This window comes from Chromobacterium sp. S0633 (genome assembly GCF_024158805.1).
Taxonomy (GTDB): domain Bacteria; phylum Pseudomonadota; class Gammaproteobacteria; order Burkholderiales; family Chromobacteriaceae; genus Chromobacterium.
In genome coordinates, this window is sequence record NZ_JAMZGH010000043.1 from 39,279 (window position 1) to 59,480 (window position 20,202).

Here is a 20,202-nt window from a genome sequence, read left to right on the forward strand (position 1 = left end):
GCCTTGTCTCGCTCTTGCTCGCAAGAACCTAAACAGACTCTCACGGCCCTGGCGCAAAAAAAGCCCGCTGTTCCCAGCGGGCCAAGTCTTACCCCATCGTTTTGTTCAGCTCAAGCCTTGGCAGCGGCCAGTTCCCGGCTCGCGTCCGGCGCCGGCCGCGCCAGCAGCTCCATCCACTTGCGGCAGGCGGACAGCAGGATCACCAGGCCCAGCGCCAGCATGGCGATAGAGATGGCGGCGTTGAACAGGTTGTAGCCCTTGGCCGCCGGGTTCAGGTAAACGTGCTTGATCATCCAGTAACCGGCGTAATTGACGGTGACGTAGAGATAAGCCAGCGGCAGCAGGCAGGTCATCATGTAGGCGCGATTGTGCGACAGCCGCAGGATGATGGTGGCGCCGATGATCAGGCCGATGGACGCCATCAGCTGATTGGACACGCCAAACAAGGCCCACACCGAATTGATGTCGCCGGAGTTCAGCAGATAGCCCCACAGCAGGCAGGCCACCACCGAAGCGCCGATGGCGCCGGGCATCCAGTCAGTGCGCTTGAGCGGCGCCCAGGCGTCGCCGACGAAGTCCTGGATCAGATAACGGGCGACGCGGGTGCCGGAATCAATGGCGGTGAGGATGAACACCGCTTCGAACATCACCATGAACTGGAAGAAATAGGACGCCAGATTATGGAACCAGGGAATGCGGGTGAAGATGTCCGCCATGCCCACCGCCAGCGTCACCGCGCCGCCGGTGCGGCCATACAGGTCCAGGCCGATCTCCTGAGACAGCTGCGGCAGGTTCACCACCTGCATGCCCAGCTTGGCGAAGGTGTCCGGCGCGGAGTTGATGGCGAAGTAATCCGCCGGGTGCAAGGCGGTGGCGGCGATCAAGGCCATCACCCCCACAACGCATTCGGCCAACATCGCGCCGAAACCCACCGGCAGGATGTCGCTCCAGCGGTCTATCTGCTTGGGCGTGGTGCCGGAGCCGATGAAGGCGTGGAAACCGGAAATGGCGCCGCAGGCGATGGTGATGGAGATGAACGGCCATACCGGGCCGGCCAGCACCGGGCCGCCGCCGTGGATGAACTGGGTGACGGCCGGGAACTGGATTTGCGGGTTGATGAACACCACGCCCACCACCAACAGGCCGAACACGCCTATCTTCATGAAGCTGGACAGACAGGCGCGCGGGGTCAGCAGCATCCACACCGGCAGCGCGGTGGCGAAGAAGGCGTAGACGGGCAGCAGCAGGGACACGGTGGACGCCTTCAGCGTCAGCAGCTCGCCCAACGCGGTGCCCTGGATGTAGGGGCCGGCGAACACACAGGCCATGATGGCGGCGACGCCGACATAGCTGGCGTTCTTCATGCTGCCGGTGACGCGCTCCCACAGGCCGACGGCGATGGCGATGGGAATGGTCATGCTCACCGCGAACGCGCCCCAGGGATTGCGCTCCAGCGCATGCACCACCACCATGGACAGGCCGGCCATGGTGATGGTGATGATGAACAGCATGGCCAGGCCGGTGCACCAGCCGGCCCAGGGACCCAGCTCGGTCTTGGCCACTTCCGACAGCGATTTGCCGTGATGCTTCATCGAGGCGAACAACACCACGGTGTCGTGCACCGCGCCGCCGATCACACAGCCTATCAGCAGCCACAGCATGCTGGGCAGATAGCCGTACTGGGCGGCCAGCACCGGTCCCACCAGCGGACCGGCCGCCGCAATGGCGGCGAAGTGGCCGCCAAACGCCACCCACTTGCTGGTGGGCACATAATCCTTGCCGTCCTTTAACTCATGCGCCGGGGTCACGGCGCTATCATCGACACCCAATACCTTGCGCGTGAAGAACACCCCGTACAGGCGGTAGCAGATGGCAAGTATGCAAAGGGTGGCGATCACGAAGGTCAATGCGTGATCCATTTTTGTCAGCTCCGGTGATAGTCTCACCCGGAACTTACGCGCGGGCGCGGTCTCCGTGGGGCGGAAAACGGCTCAGCGGCCGAATGGCGTCGCCAGCGGCGGCCAGAGCGGGGCGAGCGGCACAAGGCAGGCGTCAGCTCACGAACTCGCGAGCATATGAGCGCAGCTCAAAAACGAGTCAAAAGGCCAGCAGATTAATCAATAAAAATGATCTATGGTTTTTGCTTCATTAACCATATTGACGGTATGGCTATGAAGAGAGTGATTCGCTTGGGCGACCCGACAGATCATGGCGGTTTTGTCACGGGCGCAGCGCCCACAACGACTTTCTTTGGGAAGCCTGTCGCTCGGATTGGCGACCCAGTAAGCTGCCCACAACAGGGACATACTGGCTGTGTCATTGTTGAAGGGGATCCCTCATGGATCATCGACGGTAAAGCAACGGCACTGGAAGGACACAAAGTTAGCTGTGGCGCTACCTTGATCTCAACACTGGGTGAGGTTGGGCGTAGTTATGAAGCCAGCGGTGCGGCAAGCGTTGGAGGGACAGCTCGTGCTGTTGTACTTGTAGCGACGGCTGCTGCCGCAGCTTTGGAAAATGAGATTATCGAGCATTGGTACACACTTGAAGATGAGTCCGGTCATCCCGTTGAAGGCTATCGCTACGATCTTTATCAAAACAAAGAGCGCGTCACTCATAAAGGAAGCTTCAACTCAGGCAAGACAAACGCGATCCAAGGAGGGAACTCGGACTTCGTCATGTGGCTGGAGCGTGATTCCGCTAAACGTGATTAGGGACTCAAATCATGACAGCTATAGCCAAACCGAGGATAAACCCGGAGGTTCGCCTGTTAGCCGCCATGGCGTATGGCGAAGCATCTCTGGCGGATAGCCCCGATGAAATGTACGCCCTGGCCAGCGTGCTAAAGCGTCAAAGAGATGCTCGGGGTTATTCCAGCATGGCCGCGTTTGTGGCAGGTGAACCATCTTTTTCATTTGTAGTCGGGAATGGCAATAAGCGTTATGCCCACTTTAAAAAGACAAAAGACGAGGACATACTGGCCAACGCCGGGATGAAAATCGCTATAGCCGCCGCAGAAAATGCGCTGGCAAATGGCCCTGACAAATCTAATGGCGCTTGGTTTTGGGATGGCGCCGATATTAAATCCAACTACAAAAAACATTTCAAGGTAAGGGTCGGCATTCGTTTTACCGACCCATCGCACAACATTTATGATATCAATGAGTCGTCAAAGCTGGTTATAAAACACAAAGTCACCAAAAAGAAAGCAAACGGAAAAATAGAAACTTACAAGGAGGAGCTTTATCGCTACGATCACGTCTATGAGTCCACGGCTGCCCATGGGGGAACAATCTTTTGGAAGCAGAACACGGACTATTTGCGGTTTACCAAGGCGAAGGAATATAAATGAAATCGCTTGGCATTGCATTGGCTTTAATTTCAACCGCACTATTCGCAGCGCCATCTGCCAATGTGATCAGTAGTTGCCTAGAAACACAGGCTAGAGGTGGCATAAGCTCGGTTGAAATACGGACAAATGAAATTATTCAAGAAGATGGCTATAAGCCAGGGTACACTGCTGAGTATGTAAAACACGAGGGTATTGACATTGGCTTTGCCACCTCGCCAAAGGGAGGCGCGGTACTTTACATGGGCAAACTCTGGCCTATTAATCGCTCGACACTGCTTCCAGGAGTAGCAAAGGTGAGCAAGCCGGTGGTTCATGTTGAATTAGCTTATTGGGCATTACTTGAGGAGGGTCCGAAGAAATATCTTTGCATAACGGATAATTTTGATGGCATAGGCCGCAGTGGTAGCTTTCAAAAGAGCAAATATGCATACATTCTTGAGCTAACAGGCAAGCGTATTTTGTATTTTATCGTAGGCAGAACATAAAGATGCAGCGTCTTTAGTCTACAGGCCCTCAGGGCTGCCAGTCCTGATAGGGCTTATGCACCTTGGCGTAGGCTTTTTGCAGTTCGCCGCTGGCGCGCGCGGCGCGGATGGCCCGGTTCAGCGCCTGATGGACGAAATCGCCGCGGCGGTTGCAGTTGAGGAAGAGCACGTCCGGGTAGTCGTCGAAACGGGCGCGGCGGATATTGTTCAGCTTGAACTTGCGCACCAGATAATCCGCCTCCTCCTGCGCCCACAGCACCCCGTCCACCCGGCCCAGATTCAGCTTTTTCAGCGATAGCTCCAGATTGACCACGCTCTTGCTGGGAAAGCCCCAGTTCACCGGCGGCGCCTCGATATTGTATTTGGCCAGATTGGCCATGCGCAGCACGTCCTCTTTGTCCAGCGGCTTGGTCTTGTGGGTGTAGAGCACGAAGGTGACCTTGCCCAGCATCTCCTTGGTGAACTGATAGGGCGTGGCGTCGTCCGCGCCCTCCCTCACCTTCATGATGGGAAAGCGGAAGTCCGCGTTCTTGTCGCTGGCGTCCAGATAGACGCGCTTGACCGGCTCTATGCTGAAACTGATCTTGCCTTCCTTGTAATGTCTGGCCACCACTTGCAGCAATTCGGCGAACGGGCTGTTCTGGTTGTTCTCCAGCAATTGCGGCAGAAACACGGCGATGCCGTGCAGATCCGGCCGGTTGATGTCCGGCGAGCTGTCCTGGGTTGCCGTGCCGTTGCAGGCATGAAGCAGGCCGGGCGCGCAGCCCAGCGCCCAGGCCGCGCACAGCAGCATTTGTTTTGTCATCGAATGTCTCCCCCTGGACTGAGGTTTAGCACAGCGGAGGGGGATGCGCGGCGCATTTGGACGGGCGGCCGCTAGCTCGCGATGCCCAGCGCGTCCTTCAAGGGCTTCAGATAGCGGCGGCTGACCGGCAGGCTGTGACCATCCAGCGTGTGGATGGTGGCGACGCCGTTGTCGCCGAACAGGATTTCCCGGATCGCCGACAAGCGCACCAGGTATTGCCGATGGCAGCGGAACAGATCGCTGCGCTCTTCCAGCGTGCGCAGCGTCAGCTCGGTGAAGCGCTCCACGCCGGCGGCGTCCACCACGTAAACGCCGCTGAGCCGGGAGCAGACATAGGCCACCTCCTCCAAACGGCACAGCACGATGCGGTTGACGCCCTGGCAGGGAATCAGGCTGAGCGGCGCCAAGGCGCATACCGCCGCCGGCGGCGACGCGGCGCGCTGGCGTAGCCGCGCCAGGGTCTTGGCCAAGCGCGCCGGGTCCACCGGCTTCAGCAGGTAGTCGCAGGCGTGTTCTTCAAAGGCCTGCAGCGCGTAGGCGTCGTAAGCGGTGACGAACACCACTTGCGGCATGGCCTCCGGGTCCAGCATCGCCAGCATTTCCAGGCCGCTGATGCGCGGCATCTGGATGTCCAGGAACACCACGTCCGGCTTGCGGCGATGGATGAAGGCGATGGCCTCCACCGCGTTGCCGCACTCGCCGACGATGTCCAGGCCGCCGGCGGTCTGCAATAGCTGGCGCAATTCCTCGCGCGCCAGCGGCTCGTCGTCCACCAGCAGCGCGCTGGGCAGGCCGGCCGCGCTCATGCCGCCGCTCCGGCGCGGCGCGCGTCCGCCCGCGGGCAACGACAGGGCAGCAGCAGGCTGACTCGGGTGTAAAGCTCAGGCGCGCAATCCACCGCCACCCCGTAGGCCTCACCGTAACGGGCGCGGATGCGGCGGTCCACCAGGGACATGCCCAGGCCGTCGCTCTGTTCCGGCTTGCGGTAGAGCCCGGCGTTGTCCTCCACCGTCACCCGCAGGCCTTGCGCGTCGCAGCGGGCGGAAATGCGGATGCGCCCCGGCTCCAGCAGCTGGGAGGTGCCGTGCTTGATCGCGTTTTCCACCAGCGGTTGCAGGGAAAACGCCGGCAGTTCGGCGCGGCGCGCCGCCTCCGGCGCGGCTATCTCCACTTGCAGCCGGCCGGCGAAGCGCGCCTCCTCGATGCGCAGATAGGCGCTGACGTGGTCGATCTCGTCGCCCAGCGTGGCCATCTCGCTGGAGCGCTTCAGATTCTTGCGGAAAAAGGTGGACAGGTATTGCACCAGTTGGCGCGCATGCTCCGGGTTGCGGCGTATCACCGCGGACAGGGTGTTGAGCGCGTTGAACAGGAAATGCGGATTGACCTGGGCGTGCAGCAGCTTGATTTCGGTCTGGGCCAGCAGCTGTTTCTGCTGTTCGTACTTGCCTTGCAGGATCTGGTTGGACAGCAGCCGGGCAATGCCCTCGCCCAGGGTCAGGTTGATGCCGGAAAACAGCTTGTTGCGCGTCTCGTACAACTTGATGGTGCCGATCACCCGCTCGTCCTCGCCGCGCAAGGGGATCACCAGCGAGGAGCCCAGCTTGCAAGCCGGGCTGATGGAGCAGCGGTATGGCGTCTCATTGCCGTCGGCGTACACCACCTGGTTGGCGGCGATGGCGCGCTGGGTCAGCGGCGAGGTGATCGGCGTGCCCGCCAGGTGGTGGTCGGCGCCGGCGCCGATGAAGGCCAGCAGCCGCTCGCGGTCGGTCAGCGCCACCGCGCCCACGCCCAGCTCCTCGTACAGGATGCGCGCCATGGTCATGCAGTTGTCGCGGTCAAAGCCGTGGCGCAGCACGCCCTCGGCGCGGGCGGCGATCTGCAGCGCCTTGGAGGAGAAGGCGGAGGAATACTTCTCCGCCAGCGCGCGCCGGTCCAGCAGGATGCGCATGAACATGGCCGCGCCCAGGGTGTTGGCTATCATCATCGGCAAGGCGATGCTGCGCACCAGATGCCAGGCGGCGGCGAAGGGCTTGACCGCCGCCAGCAGGATCAGCATCTGCATGCACTCCGCCAGCAAGGCCACCGCGGCCACCGCCAGCGGGTCGAATACCCGCCCCAGTTGGCCGCGCCGCACGAAATAACGGTGCACCAGCCCGCCCAGCAGGCCTTCGGCCATGGTGGACGCCATGCAGGCGCCGGCGGTGACGCCGCCCAGCGAATAACGATGCAGGCCGCCGGTGAAACCCACCGCCAGCCCCACCCACGGCCCGCCCAGCATGCCGCCCAGCACCGCGCCGGTGGCGCGGGTGTTGGCGATGGAATCGTCGATGTGCAAGCCGAAATAAGTGCCCATCACGCAGAACACCGAGAACACCAGATAGCACACCAGCTTGTGCGGCAGGCGGATAGTGACCTGGGTCAGCGGAATGAACAACGGCGTCTTGGACAAGAGATAGGCGATCACCAGGTAAACGCACATCTGCTGCAACAAGGTCAGGATCAATGAGAACTCGGTCAACATGCGGGCAGCACAATAAGGGTGTGCCGCCGAGCATAGGCGACGGTTCGCCGCCCGACCTTGGTCTGGATCAAACCGTTTTCAGGCGCCGCCGGCGCAAACCAAAACGGCCGCCGAAGGCGACCGTTTCTTTCATGCGGACTCAGAACGTGTTTACGATCTCGCGAGCTAAGGCGAGACAAGGCGTTGCGGCTGAGAAAGCGGAGTGTACTCACGGTACATGAGCATTTCGAAGTCGTACTCACCGTGTAACGCTCCACGATGCGCAGCAGATCGTAGGCAGGTTCTCAGACGGGGATGACCGGAATCTTGCCTATCTTCACGCGCCACTCCGCCGGGCCGGTGTTGTGCACGCTGGAACCACAGGAATCCACCGCCACCGTCACCGGCATGTCCTTGACCTCGAACTCGTAAATGGCTTCCATGCCCAGGTCTTCGAAGGCCACCACTTTGGACGCCTTGATCGCCTTGGACACCAGATAGGCGGAACCGCCTACGGCCATCAGATAGACCGCCTTGTTGTCCTTGATCGCCTCGATCGCGGTGGGACCGCGCTCGGCCTTGCCTATCATGCCCAGGAGGCCGGTCTGCTCCAGCATCTGGCGGGTGAACTTGTCCATGCGGGTGGCGGTGGTGGGGCCGGCCGGGCCCACCACTTCGTCGCGCACCGGATCCACCGGGCCCACGTAGTAGATGAAGCGGTTGGTGAAGTCCACCGGCAGCTTCTCGCCCTTGTTCAGCATGTCCACCATGCGCTTGTGCGCGGCGTCGCGGCCGGTAAGGATCTTGCCGTTGAGCAGCAGCACGTCGCCCGGCTGCCAGCTTTGCACCTCTTCCGGGGTGATGGCGTCCAGGTTGACGCGCTTGCCGTTGGAGTTGTCGTAAGTGATGTCCGGCCAGTCTTCCAGACGGGGCGCTTCCAGCGAAGCCGGGCCGTTGCCGTCCAGGTGGAAGTGCACGTGGCGGGTGGCCGCGCAGTTGGGGATCATCGCCACCGGCAGGCTGGCCGCGTGGGTGGGGTAATCCAGAATCTTCACGTCCAAGACCGTGGTCAGGCCGCCCAGGCCCTGGGCGCCGATGCCCAGCGCGTTGACCTTTTCAAACAGTTCCAGGCGCAGTTGCTCCACGCGGCTCAGTTCCGCGCCGCTGTCGGCCTTAGCTTTCAAATCCTGGATGTCCACATGGCTCATCAGGCTTTCCTTGGCCAGCAGCATCGCCTTTTCCGGCGTGCCGCCGATGCCGATGCCGAGAATGCCCGGCGGACACCAGCCGGCGCCCATGGTGGGCAGGGTCTTCAGCACCCAGTCCACGATGGAGTCGGACGGATTCAGCGCGTAGAACTTGGATTTGTTCTCCGAGCCGCCGCCCTTGGCCGCACAGGTCACTTCCACGCCGTCGCCTTCGACGATCTCGAAATGCACCACCGCCGGGGTATTGTCCTTGCTGTTCTGGCGCTTGCCGGCCGGATCCAGCAGCACCGAGGCGCGCAGCTTGTTGTCCGGGTTCAGGTAAGCGCGACGCACGCCTTCGTTCACCATCTCCTGCACCGACAATTCGGCGTCCCACTGCACCTTCATGCCCACTTTCAGGAACACCACGGCGATGCCGGTATCCTGACAGATCGGGCGCTTGCCTTCCGCGCACATGCGGCTGTTGATCAGGATCTGGGCCATGGCGTCCTTGGCCGCCGGGCTCTCTTCCTTCAGATACGCCTGGTACAGCGCGTCGATATAGTCTTTGGGATGGTAATAGCTGATGAACTGGAAGGCGTCGGCAATGCTTTGCACGAAGTCTTCCTGACGGATGATGGCCATTTTCGGGTTTCTCCAGCGTAGGGCTATTTGGGGTTTGCCCTGTTATTTTATGGAGGCGCGCCGCCCGCGCCAATCCAAACCCTCAACAGTACCCGATAAAACCGTCCGCGGCCAGCCAATGCCCCCCGGCTCCGGACCGGTCCAAAGCCTCGCGAGCAAGCGCGAGACAAGGTGAAAACCGCTGAGAGCAGCTTCTCAAGCGCCGCTGCGATCCTCGCGATCCTCCCTCGGACTGCGGTCGAAACGCTTGCGATAGGCGCGGGAAAAATAAGACGGCGACTCAAAGCCGCAGACCACGCTGATTTCCACCACGCTCAGCTCGGTCTGCCGCAGCAGCCAGCGAGCGCGATCCAGCCTCAGCGCGCGGTAGAACTCCGCCGGCGAGGCCTTGAGATGCGCGCGGAACAAGCGTTCCAGCTGGCGGCGGGTGGCGCCGCAACGCGCGGCCAGCTCCTCCGGCGGCCACGGCTCCTCCAGTTGCTCTTCCATCAGCCGTATCGCCTGCGCCAGCTTCTTGTTGTGCACCTGATAACGGCTGGCCACCTGCAGGCGCTGGTGCTCGGACGGGCTGCGCATCTGTCCCTGCACCAATTGCTCGGACACCGCCAGCGCCAGCTCGCGGCCGTGACGGCGCGCCAGCAAGGCCAGCGCCAGATCCAGCCCGGCCGCCGCGCCGGCGGAGGTGGGCCGCCGCTCGGTCAGGAACAGCTCCTGGCTGGCGGTCACCTGCGGGTAGCGTTCCCGGAAGGCCGGAATCGCCTCCCAGTGCAGCGTCACCGTCTCGCCGCGCAGCAGGCCGGCCTCAGCCAGGATGAAGCAGCCGGTGTCTATCGCCCCCAGGGTCATGCCCCCGCGCTCCAGCCGCCGCAGCGCCGCGCCCAGCTCCGGCGTGTAATGCCGCAGCGGATGGAAGCTGCTGACCACGAACAGACAGGTGCACGGCCCGGCCTCCGCCAGCGCGCCGTCCACCATCAGCGCGATGCCGTTGCTGGCCGCCACCGCCTGGCCGTCCACGGACAACAGCCGCCAGCGGCTGGCGCCGGGCTGAAAGCGATTGGCGATGCGGAAGGGCTCCATCAGCGCGGCGAAGCCGATGAAGGAAAACTCCGGCAACAACAGGAAATGGTATTCGTCCACCACGGCGCTCCCCATTCAATCCAGTACGCTCCATGGCCAGCATAAGCGCGAGCGCCCGGTTCGCGCCAATGCAAATTGTCGCGCAATGAAAAGTAAGCGTCGCGGCCATCCGCTCCCCCGCCGCCGGCACACCGTTAAATCATCAACAGCCGTCCCCCACTCAAGGCTTTTGAAGGAGCCCCGCCATGCAACAGCACGCCGTCATCCAGCCCCCGCCCGCCGCGCCGCGCCTGCCCGCCGACTTCTGCAGCGACATCGAGCGCGCCCACACCCTGCCGGCGCGCTGCTACACCGCCGACGAGGTGTTCCAGTACGAAAAAGAACAGATCTTCGCCAAATCCTGGCTCTGCCTGTGCCACGGCAGCGAGCTGGCCCGGCCCAACGATTACGTCACCCGCCGGGTGATAGGCGAGAACATCCTGCTGCTGCGCGACCGCGACGGCGAGCTGCGCGCCTTCTACAACGTCTGCCCGCACCGCGGCCATGAGCTGCTCAGCGGCAGCGGCCAAGCCAGGAATGTGATCACCTGTCCCTACCACGCCTGGGCCTTCAAGCTGGACGGCCAACTGGCGCACGCGCGCAACTGCGAGCAGGTGGCGGACTTCGACCGAGCCGGCAGCCATCTGAGCCCGTTGCGAGTGGCCGAATACTGCGGCTTCGTCTTCGTCAACATGGACCCGGACGCGCCGGACATCGACGTCGAATACGCCGGCCTGCGCGAGCACTTCATGCAAGTGTGCCCGCGAGTGGCGGACTTGAAGGTGGCCGAGCGCGTGATCACCACCACGCCGGCCAACTGGAAAGTCATCGTCGACAACTACATGGAGTGCTACCACTGCGCGCCGGCCCACCCCAGCTTCTCGCAATCGGTGACCACCGACGGCTACACCCACAGCCTTCACGGCCGCTGGACCTTGCAGCGCGGCGTGGCCCAATCCAGCGACAGCAGCTACGCCTTTGACGGCGAGGCCGCCAACCAGGCTTTCAACGGCTACTGGCTGTGGCCCGGCGTGATGTTCAACGTGGTGCCCGGCGACGCGGCGATGACGGTGATTTACGAATTTCCGGAATCCGCCGGCGTCACCGTCCAGCATTACGAAATCCTCTTCCTCAACCAGGATTTGAGCGAGGAACAGCGCCGCTTCGTCAGCTGGGCGCGCGACGAATTCCGCCCCGAAGACCTGCGGCTGGTGGAAAGCGTGCAACGCGGGCTGCAATCGCGCGGCTACCGCGGCCAGGGCCGCATCATGGCGGACAGCCAGCGCAGCGGCATCAGCGAGCACGGCATCGCCCATTTCCACCAGATGGTGGCCGCCGCCTACCGCGGCTGAACCGGAGCGCCGCGCATGCCTGCCATCGTCACCGAAGTCTGCGCCATCGAAGAAGTGGCCGCCGGCGTCAAGGCCTTCACCCTGCGGCCGCTGGACGGCCCGGCCCCGCCCTGCCCGTCCGGCAGCCACATCGTGGTGGACATGCCGCCGCCGGGCCGGCCGGCGGCCTACTCGTTGCTGGACCCCGGCGGCGGGGTCTACCGCATCGCGGTCAAACACGAGCCGGATTCGCGCGGCGGCTCGCGTTATCTGCACGCGCTGGCGCCGGGCAGCCGCCTGCGGGTGCAAGCGCCGGCCAACCGTTTCCCGCTGGCCGCCGTGCCCGGCCCGCGGCTGTTCATCGCCGGCGGCATCGGCATCACGCCCTTCATCGCCCATATGGCGGCGCTGGGCGCTGACGCGAACTACCAGCTGCACTACGCCTTCCGCGACGCCGCCGGCGCCGCCTTCGCCGCCCAGCTGGCCGAGCGCGGCGACGCCAGAATCCGCCTGTACGAGAGCCGGGCCGGCCGCAGGCTGGACCTGGACGCGCTGATCGCCGCCGCGCCGGCGGACAGCCAGGTGTATGTCTGCGGGCCGGAACGGCTGATCGCGGCGACGGCGGACGCCTGCGCGCGGCGCTTGCCGGCCGGCCGGCTGCACTATGAGCGCTTCAGCGCCGACACGGCGGCCGAGAGCGCCGGCTTTGAGGTGGAACTGGCCCGCTCCGGCCTGCGGCTGCGAGTGGACGCCGACGAATCCATCCTGGCGGCGATAGAACGGCAGAGCTCGCTGCGGCCGGACTGTCTATGCCGGGAAGGCTATTGCGGCAGCTGTGAAACCAGGCTGCTGGCCGGCGACGCCGAACACCGCGACCAATACCTGAACGAGGCGGAGCGGCGGGAGCGCATCATGATCTGCGTGTCGCGAGCGGCGGGGAGCGGGCCGCTAGTGCTGGATTTGTAACTAAGGCCCGCTAACAAAACCCCTGATCCTGCGTTGCGCCTCCTGGTCGTACGACTTGTACTGCCTGCGTCGGCGCGCCTTGACTCAGGTACGCTGCGCGGTTTTGTTAGCGGGCCTAGGCTGAGTGCGCTCCGCGGCACATCCATGCTCAAACAGTAAAATTAACCGCTTTTACGGCCGACACAACAGCTTTTCTAGCGCGGTCTTGGCCAGGAAACCGCTGCGGCTATCGTATTCCGGGTGGGAAGCGACATATTCATCGATACGGTGCAGAAGGTTGGCCGGCAACGTGACATTGATCTTGGTCGCTTTACCCAGATAGCGGGTGATGTCCACATCCACCAGCGCCCAGAGATGGCCGGCAAACTCGGGTTTACCGACATGAGCCTGCGCGCTGCTGGCCAGAGGGATAACGTCTAGGTCGTCCACCAGCCCTTCCAGATGTAGCTCAATGGCTTCTCGGGCGTTCCGGATGGCCTCATCCAGAGTGTCCCCGGCGGAGAAGCAGCCGGGCAGATCCGGCACGATGACGCCGTAGGCATGTTGGTCGTCACCGGGTTCAACTGCAATCGGGTAGTACATAATGGTTCCTTACTGGAGACCCGCTTGTTTCTTGATGCTGTTCAGCGTGCCTATCGGTATGTCCTTCTTGGGGTGAGGCACCGTCACCCGGCTGGTCTTGATCGGGTGTTTGAACTGTTGATGGCTGCCCTTGGCGGCAACCAGATACCAGCCGTCGGCCTCTATCATGCTGATGACTTCTTTGCTGGTCACGGTGTCGCCCCTGCGCTTAGAGTCTGTTTACGATCTGCTGCGCTTCGTGAACACGGTACGGTGAGAACAGGTTCAGAATGCTCATATGGCATTTCTACATTCTGCTTTTGTTTTCACCTTGTCGCGCCCTTGCGCGCACGACATTTGAGCAGACTATCGGACAGAGCTTATTGTAGCTTCTACAACAGGCCAGTCAATAACCCTGGGGTTATTGAGCAGACAGCCCAGCGCTCTGGCTCCCAATCAGCGACTCAGCTACGAGGGACGCCATGCCCCGCCCCGCTCACCCCAGCACCGTGCGCGCCAGCTGTATCCCGTGCTTCTTCAACTTGTACTGCAAGGTGGCGCGCGGCAGGCCCAGCCGGCGCGCCGCCTCGGTCAGATTGGCGCAGCCCTCCAGGCAATCCACCAATAGCCGGCGCTCATAGCGCGCCATCCGCTGCTCCAGCGTGCCCTCGCCGTCCGGCGGCGGCGCGGCCGGGGCCGACGGCCGGCGTTCCTCCGCGCGCCGCTGCGCCGTCTCGCCCTCTTCCTCCAACAACAGGAAGTCCAGTTCGTCCCCGCCCTCGCACAGGATCAGGCTGCGCAGCAGCACGTTCTCCAGCATGCGCACATTGCCCGGCCAGTAATAGCGCAGCATGCGCTCCATCACCGCATGGCTGATGCGCTGCACGCGGTGGCCGGTGACCTTGCCGTGCTTGCGCAAGAAAGCCTGCGCCAGCAGCGGAATATCCCGCAGCCGCTCGCGCAGCGGCGGCACCGCCAGACAGCCCACGTTCAGCCGGTACAGCAAGTCCGGCCGGATCTTGCGCTCGTCCAGCATCCGCTGCGGCGACTCGTTGCTGGCCGCCACCACCCGCACGTCCACGCGCACCTCCGCGCCGGAGCCCACCCGGCTGAACGTGCCCTCCTGCAAGGCGCGCAGCAGCTTGCCCTGGATGGACAACGGCAGCGAGTTGATCTCGTCCAGAAACAGGGTGCCGCCATGGGCGGACTCCAGCACCCCGCGCCGGTCCTCGGCCCCGGTGAAGGCGCCGCGCACGGTGCCGAACAAGGTGCTTTCAAACAGCGGCTCCGGCAATGCCGCGCAATTGAGCACCACGAAGGGGCGCTCGGCGCGCGGCCCCTCCTGATGCAGCAGCCGGGCGAACAACTCCTTGCCGGTGCCGGTTTCACCGTGGATCAACACCTGCACATCGGCGCGCGCCAGCCGCCGGGCCTGGTGGATCAGCTGCTTCATCGCCGCGTCGTCGGTGATGATGCCCATCAGCCCGCCGTCGGCCCCCTCCTCCACGTTCTGCTGCAAATCCACCAGCGCCTGATGCAGCGGGCTGACCACGGTCAGATCGCGGGACAGCTCCACCGCGCCGACGATGCGGCCGTCAGCGCGCTTCAGCGGCAGCGTGGTGTGCACCTGATGCACCGCCTTGCCCCTGGGATTGCGGTAGCGCTGGTAATGATTGCGGTAGCTTCGGCCCTGCCGCAGCGCCTGCAACAGCGTGCTGCTGTTCTCGTCCAGTTCCGGGTACAGCTCCAGCAGATAGGCCCCCAGCGCCTGCTCCGCGGTGTATTCGTCCAGCTGCGAGCACTCCTGGTTGTAATAGGCGTAGCGCCCGTCCTGGTCGATGATGGCCACCGACAGGCCGATCGCGTCGAAGAAATCGCCAAACAGCGCAATGCCCTGGTTCAGGTCTGCATCCATGTCTCCCCCTTCCCCTTAAGAACCTGTTTTCGATCTGCTGCGCGTTGTGGACGCGTTACACGATGAGTACGGCTTCAGAATGCTCATGTACCACCTGTACATTCCGCTTTCTCAGCCGCAACGCCTTGTCTCCCCTTAGCTCGCGAGATCGTAAACAGGTTCTTAGCTGCTTCAAGCACGGGCGCCAAGAATTCGGCGCTTTTATGAATAGTTGCAGTATTGACGGTTTTTGTCGCCGCGAGCAAGCGCAAAACCCTTTTAAATTCATGCAATTAAAAAACAGACCCGCTGGCATGGATGTTGCCACGCCTACACTGTCGCGCTAAGAGCGGCTAACAAAATCAGTTTCACGTCTGAGGCAAGGCGCGCCGACGCAGGCAGTACTTGAGTACGGCAAGTCGGCGCAACGCAGCATCAGGAATTTGTTAGCCACTCTCCGGCGCGGCACACAACTACAGCAGGCTGCCACAGCCGCAAGGAGGAGAGCCCCATGCATCACCCCACCCCCGCCATCCACCCTCCCCCCGCGCCCATCGTCGCGGTGGAAAACCTGCGCAAGCGCTTCGACGGCCAAGTCGTGCTGGACGGCGTCTCCTTCGCCGCCTCCGCCGGCGAGGTGGTGTCGCTGATCGGCGCCAGCGGCTCCGGCAAGAGCACCTTGCTGCGCTGTCTCAACCTACTGGAAGTCCCGGACGACGGCCGAGTGCTGATCGCCGGCGAGGAAATCGCCCTGCGCACCGACAAACGCGGCCGGCGCGCGCCGGCCGACCCGCGCCAGGTGGACCGGCTGCGCTCGCGGCTGGGCATGGTGTTCCAGAACTTCAATCTATGGCCGCACATGACGGTGCTGGAAAACCTGATCGAGGTGCCGGTGCGCGTCCTGCGCCAGCCGCGCGCCGAAGCGGTGGCGCTGGCCGAGGCGCTGCTGGAAAAAGTGGGCATGGCGGACAAGCGCCAGGCCTATCCGGCCTTTTTGTCCGGCGGCCAGCAACAGCGTGTGGCCATTGCCCGCGCGCTGGCCACCCGGCCGGCGGTGATGCTGTTCGACGAACCCACCTCCGCGCTGGACCCGGAACGGGTGGGCGAAGTGCTGCGGGTGATCCGCCAGCTGGCCGATGAAGGCTGCACCATGCTGCTGGTCACCCATGAAATGGCCTTCGCCCGCGAAGTGTCCAGCAAAGTGCTGTTCCTGCACCAAGGCCGAATCGAGGAAGCCGGCCCGCCGGAACAGGTTTTCGCCGCGCCGCGCAGCGAACGCTGCCGCCAGTTTGTCAACGCCTGACACCCCAGGGAGAAACCCCATGAACCGATTCCGCGCCCTCATCGCCGCCTTCGCCGTGCTGTGCTGTGCCGCCGCGGCGGCCAACCCGCTGCGCATCGGCATCGCCGCCGAACCCTATCCGCCGTTCACCATCAAGCAGAGCAACGGCCAATGGAGCGGCTTTGAAGTGGAACTGGTGCACAAGCTGTGCCAGCGCCTCAAGCAAAGCTGTCAGATCGCCGAAGTCTCCTGGGACGGCATCATCCCCGCGCTCAACAGCAAGAAGATAGACGTGATCTTCAACTCCATGTCCATCACCCCGGAGCGGGAAAAAGTCATCGCCTTCAGCCTGCCTTATTACTACACCGCCTCCGAGTTCGTCGGCCCCAAGGGCCAGAAAGCCGTCCTCAGCCCGGCCGGCCTCAAGGGCAAGACCCTGGGCGTGCAATCCGCCACCACCAACGCCAACTTCCTGAAGAAATACTACGGCGCCGGCTCCGTCATCCGTTACTACAACACCCAGGACGAACTGAACGCCGATCTCGTCGCCGGCCGCGTGGACCTGATGCTGCTGGACGCGCTGGCCGCCAGCGATTTCCTTGGCGGCAAGGACGGTTCCGGGCTGGAATCCAAGGGCCTGGCGCCCAAGGACCCGCTGTTCGGCCCCGGCATCGGCGCCGGCCTGCGCAAGGCCGACCTCGCGCTCAAGCAGCAGTTCGACCAGGCCATCCTGCAACTGCGCGCCGACGGCAGCTTCGACGCCATCCAGAAGAAATACTTCAAGGTCAACATCTCGCCGGACGCCAAGTGACAGCGACCCGCCCGCCTGAGCCGCCCCAGGGAGAGCCTATATGCTGGATGCACTGCAACAAGCCTACGACGCCGTAGTCCGCGACTGGGGCCCCGCCCTGCTGCAAGGCGCCGTGGTCACGCTGGAAATCTCGCTGGGCGCTTTCGCGCTGGGCCTGCTCATCGGCCTGGCCACCGCTCTGGTCAAACTGGGCGGCCACCCGCTCCTCAAGCGGCTGGCCAACGCCTACACCAGCGTGTGCCGCTCGCTGCCGGAGCTGCTGTTGATCCTGCTGCTCTACTATGCCGGCGGCGACGCCATCAACGCGCTGGCGGCGCTGCTGGGCCAGCCGCAGGTGGAGGTGAACGGCTTCGCCGCCGCCATCGTGGTGCTGGGCATCGTGCAAGGGGCTTACGCGGCGGAAATCATGCGCGGCGCGGTGCAGGCGATACCGCACGGCCACATCGAGGCCGCGCGCGCCTTCGGCTGCGGCCGCTGGCTGACCGCCCGCCGCGTGATCCTGCCGGAGATGATGCCCTACGCGCTGGCCGGCCTGGCCAATCTGTGGCTGGTGCTGATCAAGGACAGCGCGCTGATCAGCGTGGTGGGCTACAGCGAACTGCTGTTCACCACCAAGCAGGCCGCCGGCTCCACCCGCCAGTACCTGCTGTTCTATCTGACCGTGGCCGCCATCTACCTATTGATGACCCTGCTGTCCAACGCCGGCTTCAGCCTGATTGAACGCCGCTTCCGCCGCTGGCAACCGGCGCTGTGAACGGGAGACCCGCATGAGCTTCCAATGGCTGCAAGACTACGGCCCCATGCTCTGGCGCGGCGTCGCCGTCACCGTGCAACTACTGCTGCTCTCCGGCGGCCTGGGCTTCGCGCTGGCGGTGGCGGTGGGCTTTGCCCGGCTGTCCCGCCAGCCCTTCCTCGCCTGGCTCAGCCTGTCCTTCACCAACCTGATCCGCGGCACCCCGCTGCTGGTGCAGATCTACGTGCTCTATTACGGCCTGGGCAGCCTGTTCGCCGGCTTTCCGGCGCTGCGCGACAGCCTGCTGTGGCCTTATCTGCGCGAAGGCTTCTGGTACGTGGCCCTGGCGCTGGCGCTGAGCGTGGCCGGCTATGTGGGCGAAGTGGTGCGCGGCGGCCTGGCCGCCGTGCCCAAGGGCGAACTGGAGGCCGCCCGCGCGCTGGGCATGTCGCGGCTGACCACGGCGCGGCGCATCTGGCTGCCGCGCGCGCTGCTGATCCTGCTGCCGTCCTTGGCCGGCGAAACCGTGCTGCTGCTCAAATCCACCGCGCTGGCCTCCACCGTGGCGGTGATGGACGTGCTGGGCGCGGCCAACCTGGTGCGCGCGCAAACCCTGCGCACCTACGAACCGCTGCTGACCGTGGCGCTGATCTATTTCACGCTGGCCTGGCTGATAGAACGCGTCTTCCTGCGGCTGGAAAAGAGACTGCCGGTCCGCACCGCCTTCTGACACCGCCCCTAGCTCATTATTACGGAGACCCCCATGCGCTTTTCCCCCCTGGTCGAACGCATCGCCGGCGAACGCGTCGATGCCTGGAACATCCACCTGGCGGCGCAGCAAGCCGCCGCCCGCGGCGAGGACGTGATCATCCTCAGCGTGGGCGATCCGGAGTTCGCCACCCCGGCCCCCATCATCGAGCGCGCCGTGGCCGCGCTGCGCGACGGCGACACCCACTACAGCCCGGTGGACGGCCGCGCCGACCTGCGCGCCGCCATCGCCCGCCGCCACGCCGCCGCCACCGGCCTGGAGATGGACGCCGACAACGTCATCGTGGTGGCCGGCGCGCAAAACGGCCTGTTCTCCGCCGCGCTCTGCCTGTGCCAGGCCGGCGACGAAGTGCTGGTGCCGGAACCGATGTACCTGACCTACGAAGCCAGCATCCGCGCCAGCGGCGCCGCGCTGGTGCCGGTGCCGGTCAAACCCGCGGACGGCTTCCATCTGGACCTGGCCGCGCTGGAAGCCGCCGTCACCCCGCGCAGCCGCGCGATCTTCCTCGCCACCCCCTGCAACCCCACCGGCGCGGCGCTGCGCCCGGACGAACTGGCCGCGGTAGCCGCGCTGGCCCGCCGCCACGACCTGTGGGTGGTGGCCGACGAAGTCTACGCCGGCCTCAGCTTCGAAGCCCCGCACCACAGCATCGCCGCCCTGCCCGGCATGGCCGAACGCACGCTGACCCTGGGCAGCCTGTCCAAATCCCACGCCATGGCCGGCTGGCGGCTGGGCTGGGCCGCCGGCCCGCGCCCGCTGATCCAGCACATGGGCACGCTGGCCCTGTGCATGCTCTACGGCATCCCCGGCTTCATCCAGCAAGCCGCGCTGCTGGCCCTGCAAGACTACGACGCCTTCGTCGACCCCGTCCGCGCGCTGTACCAGCGGCGGCGCGACCTGGCCCATAGCCTGCTCAGCGGCGTGGACGGCCTGCAATGCCCGCTGCCGGAAGCCGGCATGTTCCTGCTGCTGGACGTGCGCGGCTGCGGCCTGGAAGCCGGGGATTTCGCCTGGAAACTGTTTGAAGCCACCGGCGTCTCCGTGCTGGACGCCGCCGCCTTCGGCCCCACCGCCGCCGGCTTCATCCGCCTGGGCCTGGTGGTGGACGACGAACGCCTGGCCGAAGCCTGCCGCCGCATCGCCCGCTTCGCCGGCCAACTGCGCGCCGCCGCGCCAAGACAAAAGGAATCCGCATGAGCGCCACCCTGGGCAGCTACCTCACCGCCTGGCTGGCGGCTTACGGCGTCGACACCGTGTTCGGCATTCCCGGCGTCCACACCATCGAGCTCTACCGCGGCCTGGCCGGCAGCGGCATCCGCCACATCGCCGCCCGCCACGAACAAAGCCTGGGCTTCATGGCCGACGGCTACGCCCGCGTCAGCGGCAAACCCGGCGTCTGCTTCGTCATCACCGGCCCCGGCCTCACCAATATCGCCACCGCCATGGGCCAGGCCTACGCCGACTCCATCCCGCTGCTGGTGATCTCCGGCGTCAACGCGCGCGGCAAGCTGGGCTCCGGCGACGGCCACCTGCACGAACTGCCGGACCAGCACGCGCTGGCCAGCCAGATCGCCGCCTTCAGCCACACCCTGACCGCGGCGGCGGAACTGCCGCAAGTGCTGGCGCGCGCCTTCGCCGTGTTCGACGGCGGCCGCCCGCGCCCGGTGCACATCGAAATCCCGCTGGACCTGATGGCCGCGCCCGCCGACGGCCTGCCGCCGCCGCAAGCGCCGGCGATGCGGCTGCTGCGCGGGCCGGCCGCCCC

General features: G+C 64.4%; 20 protein-coding genes. 11 read left to right on the forward strand and 9 right to left on the reverse strand.

Features of this window, described 5'->3' with window-relative positions:
• Positions 1 to 110: 110 nt before the first annotated feature.
• Positions 111 to 1,919, reverse strand: coding sequence for a carbon starvation protein A (locus NK214_RS20095; protein ID WP_253315328.1), 1,809 nt, complete (start codon positions 1,917 to 1,919; stop codon positions 111 to 113).
• A 207-nt stretch (positions 1,920 to 2,126) separates the two neighbouring features.
• On the opposite strand from NK214_RS20095, the gene NK214_RS20100 reads away from it, so the two are divergent.
• The 3 genes from NK214_RS20100 to NK214_RS20110 are packed head-to-tail and all read left to right on the forward strand — an operon-like array spanning position 2,127 to position 3,837.
• Positions 2,127 to 2,714 carry a PAAR domain-containing protein gene (locus tag NK214_RS20100; protein ID WP_235089557.1) on the forward strand — a complete coding sequence of 196 codons (588 nt, stop codon included), beginning with the start codon at positions 2,127 to 2,129 and terminating at the stop codon, positions 2,712 to 2,714.
• 11 nt (positions 2,715 to 2,725) lie between these two features.
• On the forward strand, positions 2,726 to 3,352 hold the full coding sequence (locus NK214_RS20105) for a hypothetical protein (protein ID WP_253315329.1): 627 nt from the start codon (positions 2,726 to 2,728) through the stop codon (positions 3,350 to 3,352).
• Positions 3,349 to 3,837 (forward strand): hypothetical protein, encoded by a 489-nt coding sequence (locus NK214_RS20110; RefSeq protein ID WP_253315330.1) that lies wholly within the window; start codon positions 3,349 to 3,351, stop codon positions 3,835 to 3,837. Before NK214_RS20105 ends, NK214_RS20110 begins: the two co-directional genes overlap by 4 nt.
• 28 nt (positions 3,838 to 3,865) lie before the next feature.
• Here the strand turns inward: NK214_RS20110 and NK214_RS20115 are convergent, their stop codons facing one another.
• From NK214_RS20115 to NK214_RS20135, 5 genes are all read right to left on the reverse strand, one after another.
• The gene (locus NK214_RS20115) at positions 3,866 to 4,642 is read right to left on the reverse strand and encodes a hypothetical protein (RefSeq protein ID WP_146176666.1); all 777 of its coding nucleotides are present in this window, start codon (positions 4,640 to 4,642) and stop codon (positions 3,866 to 3,868) included.
• A gap of 71 nt (positions 4,643 to 4,713) precedes the next feature.
• Positions 4,714 to 5,448: a two-component system response regulator BtsR gene (btsR, locus tag NK214_RS20120; protein ID WP_253315331.1), complete on the reverse strand. Its 735-nt coding sequence runs from the start codon at positions 5,446 to 5,448 to the stop codon at positions 4,714 to 4,716.
• Positions 5,445 to 7,163, reverse strand: a complete 1,719-nt coding sequence (locus tag NK214_RS20125) for a sensor histidine kinase (RefSeq protein ID WP_305883567.1) — start codon at positions 7,161 to 7,163, stop codon at positions 5,445 to 5,447. The genes btsR and NK214_RS20125 overlap by 4 nt, the downstream gene beginning before the upstream one ends.
• 284 nt (positions 7,164 to 7,447) lie before the next feature.
• The gene (locus NK214_RS20130; RefSeq protein ID WP_253315332.1) at positions 7,448 to 8,974 is read right to left on the reverse strand and encodes a fumarate hydratase; all 1,527 of its coding nucleotides are present in this window, start codon (positions 8,972 to 8,974) and stop codon (positions 7,448 to 7,450) included.
• A 195-nt stretch (positions 8,975 to 9,169) separates the two neighbouring features.
• Complete coding sequence (locus NK214_RS20135; protein ID WP_253315333.1) at positions 9,170 to 10,126, reverse strand: GlxA family transcriptional regulator; 957 nt, start codon at positions 10,124 to 10,126, stop codon at positions 9,170 to 9,172.
• 170 nt (positions 10,127 to 10,296) lie between these two features.
• On the opposite strand from NK214_RS20135, the gene NK214_RS20140 reads away from it, so the two are divergent.
• Both NK214_RS20140 and NK214_RS20145 read left to right on the forward strand, forming a co-directional pair.
• Positions 10,297 to 11,442, forward strand: coding sequence for an aromatic ring-hydroxylating dioxygenase subunit alpha (locus tag NK214_RS20140; protein WP_253315334.1), 1,146 nt, complete (start codon positions 10,297 to 10,299; stop codon positions 11,440 to 11,442).
• Between the two features lie 15 nt (positions 11,443 to 11,457).
• Positions 11,458 to 12,387, forward strand: coding sequence for a PDR/VanB family oxidoreductase (locus tag NK214_RS20145; protein WP_253315335.1), 930 nt, complete (start codon positions 11,458 to 11,460; stop codon positions 12,385 to 12,387).
• 171 nt (positions 12,388 to 12,558) lie between these two features.
• On the opposite strand, the gene NK214_RS20150 is transcribed toward NK214_RS20145, so the two are convergent.
• The 3 genes from NK214_RS20150 to NK214_RS20160 all read right to left on the reverse strand — a co-directional run bounded on the left by NK214_RS20150 (position 12,559) and on the right by NK214_RS20160 (position 14,863).
• Complete coding sequence (locus NK214_RS20150; protein ID WP_107799897.1) at positions 12,559 to 12,969, reverse strand: type II toxin-antitoxin system HicB family antitoxin; 411 nt, start codon at positions 12,967 to 12,969, stop codon at positions 12,559 to 12,561.
• A gap of 9 nt (positions 12,970 to 12,978) precedes the next feature.
• Positions 12,979 to 13,161 carry a type II toxin-antitoxin system HicA family toxin gene (locus NK214_RS20155; protein ID WP_253315336.1) on the reverse strand — a complete coding sequence of 61 codons (183 nt, stop codon included), beginning with the start codon at positions 13,159 to 13,161 and terminating at the stop codon, positions 12,979 to 12,981.
• A gap of 283 nt (positions 13,162 to 13,444) precedes the next feature.
• A complete protein-coding gene (locus NK214_RS20160) occupies positions 13,445 to 14,863 on the reverse strand; it encodes a sigma-54-dependent Fis family transcriptional regulator (RefSeq protein ID WP_253315337.1) in 1,419 nt (472 codons plus the stop codon).
• Between the two features lie 490 nt (positions 14,864 to 15,353).
• Here NK214_RS20160 and NK214_RS20165 point away from each other — a divergent pair, with 490 nt between their 5' ends.
• The 6 genes from NK214_RS20165 to NK214_RS20190 form a co-directional block, all read left to right on the forward strand.
• The gene (locus NK214_RS20165; RefSeq protein WP_235089566.1) at positions 15,354 to 16,145 is read left to right on the forward strand and encodes an ABC transporter ATP-binding protein; all 792 of its coding nucleotides are present in this window, start codon (positions 15,354 to 15,356) and stop codon (positions 16,143 to 16,145) included.
• A gap of 19 nt (positions 16,146 to 16,164) precedes the next feature.
• A complete protein-coding gene (locus NK214_RS20170; RefSeq protein WP_253315338.1) occupies positions 16,165 to 16,935 on the forward strand; it encodes a transporter substrate-binding domain-containing protein in 771 nt (256 codons plus the stop codon).
• A gap of 40 nt (positions 16,936 to 16,975) precedes the next feature.
• Entirely contained in the window at positions 16,976 to 17,689 is a 714-nt protein-coding gene (locus NK214_RS20175; RefSeq protein WP_205465673.1) for an ABC transporter permease, read from the forward strand.
• A 13-nt stretch (positions 17,690 to 17,702) separates the two neighbouring features.
• Entirely contained in the window at positions 17,703 to 18,398 is a 696-nt protein-coding gene (locus NK214_RS20180) for an ABC transporter permease (protein WP_253315339.1), read from the forward strand.
• Between the two features lie 33 nt (positions 18,399 to 18,431).
• On the forward strand, positions 18,432 to 19,634 hold the full coding sequence (locus NK214_RS20185; RefSeq protein WP_253315340.1) for a pyridoxal phosphate-dependent aminotransferase: 1,203 nt from the start codon (positions 18,432 to 18,434) through the stop codon (positions 19,632 to 19,634).
• Positions 19,631 to 20,202: thiamine pyrophosphate-binding protein (locus tag NK214_RS20190; protein WP_253315341.1), on the forward strand; the 572-nt coding region annotated here is incomplete at its 3' end. The genes NK214_RS20185 and NK214_RS20190, both read left to right, overlap by 4 nt.

Bases quoted from the DNA above. Each gene is read 5' to 3' on its own strand.
- NK214_RS20175 (WP_205465673.1), top strand. From the start codon at position 16,976: ATGCTGGATGCACTGCAACAAGCCTACGACGCCGTAGTCCGCGACTGG.
- NK214_RS20160 (WP_253315337.1), bottom strand. From the start codon at position 14,863: ATGGATGCAGACCTGAACCAGGGCATTGCGCTGTTTGGCGATTTCTTC.
- NK214_RS20100 (WP_235089557.1), top strand. From the start codon at position 2,127: ATGATCTATGGTTTTTGCTTCATTAACCATATTGACGGTATGGCTATG.
- NK214_RS20095 (WP_253315328.1), bottom strand. From the start codon at position 1,919: ATGGATCACGCATTGACCTTCGTGATCGCCACCCTTTGCATACTTGCC.
- NK214_RS20115 (WP_146176666.1), bottom strand. From the start codon at position 4,642: ATGACAAAACAAATGCTGCTGTGCGCGGCCTGGGCGCTGGGCTGCGCG.
- btsR (WP_253315331.1), bottom strand. From the start codon at position 5,448: ATGAGCGCGGCCGGCCTGCCCAGCGCGCTGCTGGTGGACGACGAGCCG.
- NK214_RS20145 (WP_253315335.1), top strand. From the start codon at position 11,458: ATGCCTGCCATCGTCACCGAAGTCTGCGCCATCGAAGAAGTGGCCGCC.
- NK214_RS20170 (WP_253315338.1), top strand. From the start codon at position 16,165: ATGAACCGATTCCGCGCCCTCATCGCCGCCTTCGCCGTGCTGTGCTGT.
- NK214_RS20125 (WP_305883567.1), bottom strand. From the start codon at position 7,163: ATGTTGACCGAGTTCTCATTGATCCTGACCTTGTTGCAGCAGATGTGC.
- NK214_RS20180 (WP_253315339.1), top strand. From the start codon at position 17,703: ATGAGCTTCCAATGGCTGCAAGACTACGGCCCCATGCTCTGGCGCGGC.
- NK214_RS20130 (WP_253315332.1), bottom strand. From the start codon at position 8,974: ATGGCCATCATCCGTCAGGAAGACTTCGTGCAAAGCATTGCCGACGCC.
- NK214_RS20150 (WP_107799897.1), bottom strand. From the start codon at position 12,969: ATGTACTACCCGATTGCAGTTGAACCCGGTGACGACCAACATGCCTAC.
- NK214_RS20105 (WP_253315329.1), top strand. From the start codon at position 2,726: ATGACAGCTATAGCCAAACCGAGGATAAACCCGGAGGTTCGCCTGTTA.
- NK214_RS20110 (WP_253315330.1), top strand. From the start codon at position 3,349: ATGAAATCGCTTGGCATTGCATTGGCTTTAATTTCAACCGCACTATTC.
- NK214_RS20135 (WP_253315333.1), bottom strand. From the start codon at position 10,126: ATGGGGAGCGCCGTGGTGGACGAATACCATTTCCTGTTGTTGCCGGAG.
- NK214_RS20185 (WP_253315340.1), top strand. From the start codon at position 18,432: ATGCGCTTTTCCCCCCTGGTCGAACGCATCGCCGGCGAACGCGTCGAT.
- NK214_RS20140 (WP_253315334.1), top strand. From the start codon at position 10,297: ATGCAACAGCACGCCGTCATCCAGCCCCCGCCCGCCGCGCCGCGCCTG.
- NK214_RS20165 (WP_235089566.1), top strand. From the start codon at position 15,354: ATGCATCACCCCACCCCCGCCATCCACCCTCCCCCCGCGCCCATCGTC.